4 protein-coding genes are annotated in these 6,150 nt (G+C 37.1%); 2 read left to right on the forward strand and 2 right to left on the reverse strand.

What is annotated here, in order from left to right; translation table 11 throughout:
* The first annotated feature begins 255 nt into the window (after positions 1 to 255).
* Positions 256 to 1,230 carry a YitT family protein gene (locus K6C05_RS08135; protein ID WP_296733481.1) on the forward strand — a complete coding sequence of 325 codons (975 nt, stop codon included), beginning with the start codon at positions 256 to 258 and terminating at the stop codon, positions 1,228 to 1,230.
* Positions 1,231 to 1,295: 65 nt separating this feature from the next.
* Here K6C05_RS08135 and cdd read toward each other — a convergent pair whose 3' ends face one another.
* A complete protein-coding gene (gene cdd / locus K6C05_RS08140; RefSeq protein WP_296733484.1) occupies positions 1,296 to 1,742 on the reverse strand; it encodes a cytidine deaminase in 447 nt (148 codons plus the stop codon).
* A 560-nt stretch (positions 1,743 to 2,302) separates the two neighbouring features.
* Here cdd and K6C05_RS08145 point away from each other — a divergent pair.
* Complete coding sequence (locus K6C05_RS08145) at positions 2,303 to 3,445, forward strand: LCP family protein (RefSeq protein ID WP_296733489.1); 1,143 nt, start codon at positions 2,303 to 2,305, stop codon at positions 3,443 to 3,445.
* Positions 3,446 to 3,489: 44 nt separating this feature from the next.
* On the opposite strand, the gene gyrA is transcribed toward K6C05_RS08145, so the two are convergent.
* Positions 3,490 to 5,919 (reverse strand): DNA gyrase subunit A, encoded by a 2,430-nt coding sequence (gene gyrA, locus K6C05_RS08150; RefSeq protein ID WP_296733492.1) that lies wholly within the window; start codon positions 5,917 to 5,919, stop codon positions 3,490 to 3,492.
* Between the last annotated feature and the right edge of the window lie 231 nt (positions 5,920 to 6,150).

Genomic DNA, 6,150 nt, shown 5'->3' on the forward strand with positions numbered 1-6,150 from the left:
GCTTCAGTGTTATTCATATACCGTTCACTCCTGTTTTATCTGTTTTTGATTCATACTAAACATGAATTGTATTATCCCTTTGTCCAAAATGAACAAATTAAAACTTGTACCAATTACAATCTTATGATTTAATAAAATAGGAATGTTCAGTGAACTTACTATACTTTCCACTGAATATTAACCGCTTTTATTTTTATAGTATACTCTAACGCATTATCCTAATGTTAAAACAGATAAAACAGGAGTGAACGGTATATGAATAACACTGAAGCATCTATAAATGATGCTCCCCTAACATCAGATAATGATAATACCAATAATAGTCCGGAAAATAAAGACATCGCGGAATCCACTAATACCAGTGTTACAAATATAAAAAAGAAAAGATCCCTTGGAAGCTATCTTAGAAAATTGATTATTTTATGCTTCGGGGCCTTTTTATACAGTGCAGGTTTGGAAATCTTCCTTATTCCAAATCAGATTATTGATGGTGGAGTTGTTGGTATTTCCATCATGGTATCCCATGTTACAGATATTCCTTTCAGTATTTTAATGCTGATTATTAATTTACCATTTTTATATCTCGGGTATTCCCATATCGGTAAAACCTTTTCCATTTCAACGATTATATCCATCTGTTTTCTTTCCTTTTGGACTGAATATTTTCAACCAATTCCGCAGGTTACCGATGATTTCTTCCTGGCAGCTATTTTTGGTGGAATAACAGCAGGAGCAGGCGTTGGACTTATTATTCGAAACAGTGGATCCCTGGATGGTACAGAAATTGTTGCTATTATTCTAGATAAAAAATCAACATTTTCTGTAGGTGAGATTGTACTATTTTTTAATATTTTTATCCTTGGTGCAGCAGGCTTTGTATTTAGCTGGGACAAGGCCATGTATTCCTTAGTGGCATACTTTATCATATCAAAAATGATTGATGTTGTTCTAAAAGGTTTGGATGAATCTTATGCTGTAATGATAGTATCTGATGAAAATCTGGAAATAGCTGATGCCCTTATGAGCCGTCTTGGTCGAGGAGTAACATTTTTAAGTGGTCAGGGAGCCTACACCGGTGATCCGAAGAAAGTACTTTACTGCGTTGTTACAAGGCTTGAACTGGATAAATTAAAGGATATCGCCATTGAAAAGGATGATAATGCCTTTATAACCATAAATCCCGTACATGATATTGTAGGTGGACGCTTTAATAAAAAATCCATACACTAAACGAAATATCAAAAATAAAAAATGGTTATCGCTTGATATCAGGCGATAACCATTTATATTTTTAACTATTTTTCATCAAAAAAATTGAAATGATCCTCATAATGTTTCTTGACATGATTTATACCCATATATGAAACAAATGGTGCAAGCTCACTTAACTCCATAACTCTTATATCACCGTCAAGGTTTGCCATAACTACATCATTTATATCAAATTCCGCCATAACCTGAATACAGCCACCACAAGGTACAAATGGATTTTCAGTATCTGCTACAATAGCAATACCATCAAATTCCCTTTTACCATCAGATATTGCCTTATAAACAGCTGCCCGTTCAGCACAAACCGACAAACTCGCAGACCCATTTTCAACATTGCAGGCTGAATACAAAGTACCATCAGAAGCAAGTACACAGGCACCAACCTTAATCTTAGAATAAGGGCTATATGATTTCAATCGTGCATCCTTAGCCATTTTTATCATTGTATCATATATTTCTTCATTCAACATATCTCTCCAGGCTCCTTTACAATTTATTACCACGCCAGCTTCATACATACATAAAATACAGATACACCTTTTCAACCATTGGGAAAAATACTGTATTCCCCTACACATATTACATATTGTCCTACAAGTTAATTTTATTCTATATGTATGATTTAATCAATATTATTTTTTAATTTTGATTAACTTATCCACAGAAAAAAGAAGTATTAACAGAAAATTTGATTAACTCCTTGTGGATAATGTGGATAAATTTGTGGAAAACTCAATATATAGGGATAATAATTTCCAAAAACACAATATATGGGTATAATAATAGGTATGTATCCAAAAAATGTTGTGGATATTCGATTTTAGAAAAATTATTCTCTTTAGTAGTTGCATTACTTATTCTAAAATTTTATAATAGCATGGCAGTTTAAATTATTTACACATGTATATGTGTTCTATATAGAAAGAAGCGAATTTCCTTGCAGAAAAAGACTTATCAGCAAAAACAGCCAATATATAGGTCTAAACGACACCAAAAGAAACAGAGTAATTTTTGGCCTATTTTCCTTTTAGTGGTTGCTTTTATTCTGGCAGCAGTAGCCGGAGCATTATTTGCATCTTCAAATCTCTTCAGTAAATCACCAAAACCTAATAAGGAAAATCTGATGGTTGCCCATGATAAAATTATAGTAATGATTATGGGTGTAGATGAGCGTGAAGGGGATGTAGGAAGATCTGATACCCTAATGGTTGCAACCCTGGACCCTAAAAAGAAAAAAGCTGCTCTTCTTTCAATTCCCCGTGATACAAGGGTAAAAATAAAGGGTAACGGCTTTGACAAGATAAATGCAGCTTACGCTTATGGTGGATATAAACTCACTCAGGATACAGTTGAAAATCTCCTGGGTGTAGAAATGGAACATTATATCATAATAAACATCAAGTCCTTTAAAAAGATTATCGATGCCATTGGTGGTGTGGATATAAATGTAGAAAAAAGAATGTATTATGAAGATATATGGGACGACGATGGTGGTTTATTAATTGACCTGCAGCCTGGCATGCAGCATATGGATGGTGATACAGCCATAACCTATGTTAGATACCGTGACGAGGAGGGTGATATTGGCCGTATAGCCCGTCAACAGAAATTTATGAAGGCCGTCATGGATAAAATTACCTCCCCGGCTATTATTCCACGCATTCCTGCTATAATCAAAGAGGTCATGAGCAGTATAAAAACTGATTTGTCCTTAAGACAGCTTATTGAATTTGCTACTACCCTTAAGGAAGCCCAGCGTTCAGGGCTACAAACCGAAATGTTGCCTGGAAAACCTTTATATATTGATGGAATAAGCTATTGGATACCTGACCTCTCAAAGCTGAGGACTACTATAGCCAATACTTTGGATGTTCCTATCAATAATAACATGAGAAATACACTTGAACGGGATACTGATGAATATGAGAACTCCATCCCTGATAATGCAAAAGAAATCGATATGGATGAAGCTAAGAGATTAAATAAAAAAGAAAATGAAGAGGAACAGGAAAAGGCCAAACGAAAAACAAAAAAGACATCAACTGACAAAAATCTCTTAAAGGATCCTTATGAGAAGGAAACTCCTAAACCTTCTGCACCAAAACAATCAAGCAGCAGTAAGGCACCAGCTCCTTCCCCAGGGGTTCCATCAGCCGGCAAAACAGCATATTAAAAAAAATCTTCGATGAAATTACTTCATCGAAGATTTTTTATTAATCAATCATTTTTCTGTAATAGCGTTGCCATGGAGGAAACCTTATCTCCTTCATTAGGCTTCATGATAATTACACCCTGAGTATTGCGTCCTATCTGGCTTATACCACTTATAGAAGTTCTCAATACAACACCTGAAGCTGTAATAAGCAACAACTCATGATCTTCATGTACTACCGACATACCTATAACAGAACCTGTTTTTTCAGTAACTTTGATATTAATAAGCCCCTTACCTCCACGGTTCTGAACTGTATATTGGTCTACAGCTGTACGCTTGCCAATGCCACATTCCGTAACAGTCAATACATCTGCATCTTCCTTCATGGTATCCATAGCAACCACCTGATCGCCCTTGGACAGCCTGATACCTTTTACGCCACGCGCTACGCGGCCCATGACGCGAACCTGATCTTCTTCGAAGGTAATGGATATACCATTCTTTGTACCAAGCATAATTTTTTGTTTTCCATCGGTGATTTTCACACCGATAAGCTCATCACCCTCATTGAGGCTAATCGCTATCACACCAACCTTACGGGATGTATTGAAATCAGACAGACTGACTCTCTTTACAATTCCCATTTTGGTTGCCATAAAGAGGTATTTCTCAGGATTATAATCCCTTACCTGAATAACAGCACTTACCTTTTCATCAGTGTCAAGCTTCAGCAAATTAATGAGAGCTGTTCCCTTGGCAGTACGGCTGGCTTCAGCAATCTGATAGGCTTTCAGATAATATACACGCCCCTTATTGGTATAGAACAGTATAGTATGGTGATTGGTGGTAATAAGGAGGTTTTCAACAAAATCATCCTCCTTGGTAGGCATACCGTTTACACCTGTACCACCTCTGTTTTGTCTGCGATATGTATCCAACTTGATACGCTTAATATAATTTCTGTGCGTAATGGTTACAACAACATCGTCATCAGCAATCATGTCCTCAATATTTATCTCACTCATATCGTGAGTAATATTGGTACGGCGCTCATCACCATATTTTTTCTTGACCTCATTGAGCTCTTCCTTGATGATTTCCATGATCTTCCATTCATCAGCCAAAACAGAGCGCAACCATTCTATTCGTTTTAATATTTCCTGATACTCTTCTTCAATCTTTTCACGCTCCAAGCCTGTCAAGCGCTGCAGACGGAGATCAAGTATAGCCTGTGCCTGCTTTTCACTGAGACTGAAGCCTTCCATCAATGCTGTACGAGCAATATCAGCAGTTCTCGATTCCCTGATTGTAGTGATTACAGCATCAATATGATCAAGAGCAATATTCAAGCCTTCCAAGATATGTGCCCGCGCCTCTGCCTTGGCAAGTTCGTAACGGGTACGACGGGTAATAACATCCTCCTGATGCTTTATGTAATAATGAAGAACCTGTTTTAGCGTCAATACCTTTGGCTGATTATCCACCAAAGCCAGCATTATAACACCAAAGGTTTCCTGCATCTGAGTATGTTTATAAAGCTGATTGAGCATAATATCAGGATTAATATCCTTTCTAAGCTCTATCACTATACGCATACCATTACGGTCTGATTCATCACGCAAATCAGTAATGCCCTCAATCTGCTTATCCCTTACTAATTCAGCGATTTTCTCAATCAAACGGGCTTTATTGACCTGATAAGGAAGCTCAGTAACTATAATGCGTGGCTTGCCATTGGCCATGGTATCAATATTAGCCTTGGCACGCATCTTTATCTGGCCACGCCCGGTAGTATAAGCATTACGAATACCTGATGTACCCATTATAAGTCCACCAGTAGGGAAATCAGGCCCCTTAATGACAGTCATAAGCTCTTCAGCAGTTGAATCAGGATTATCAATAAGCATAAGAACGCCATCAATAACCTCACTCATATTATGTGGAGGAATATTGGTAGCCATACCAACTGCTATACCGGAAGTACCATTTACCAACAGCTCAGGAAACTTTGATGGAAGTACACATGGTTCCTTCAATGACTCATCGTAGTTAGGTACAAAATCAACTGTCTCTTTATCTATATCCTGAAGCATAAGCTCAGATATTTTAGACATGCGAACTTCTGTATATCGCATTGCTGCAGCCGGGTCACCATCAACAGAACCAAAATTACCATGACCATCTGCCAGCATGTAACGCATGGAAAAATCCTGCGCCATACGCACTATAGCATCATAAACCGATGAATCACCATGAGGATGATATTTACCCAATACTTCACCAACAATACGGGCAGACTTCTTATAAGGCTTTCCTGGAGTCATTCCAGCTTCCTGCATAGCATAAAGGATTCTTCTATGAACAGGCTTTAAGCCATCACGAACATCAGGTATTGCTCTGGAGACAATAACACTCATTGCATAATCTATATATGAATTACGCATTTCTTGTTCCAAATTTACCGGTAATATTTTACCTTCACCAAATTCCACAATCTCACCTCAAAAAAATTAATACGACATCAATAAGCTCTTTATTATACCATATTTAGCATTTTTTTTAAAGTATGAGCCCATGTGAACAGGAGAAAACTGTAGCTTTACAATTGATGTGAGACCCCCTCTATACAAAAAACGGTTTAGTCCTTAGAATTTAATTACCACAAAAAACTCTGAGAAAGGACGTCAACCGTTTTGAATAGTATATCACATTCTAATCGTTAT

Origin of the sequence: Anaerovibrio sp., from assembly GCF_024697385.1 — a bacterium.
GTDB lineage: Bacteria > Bacillota > Negativicutes > Selenomonadales > Selenomonadaceae > Anaerovibrio.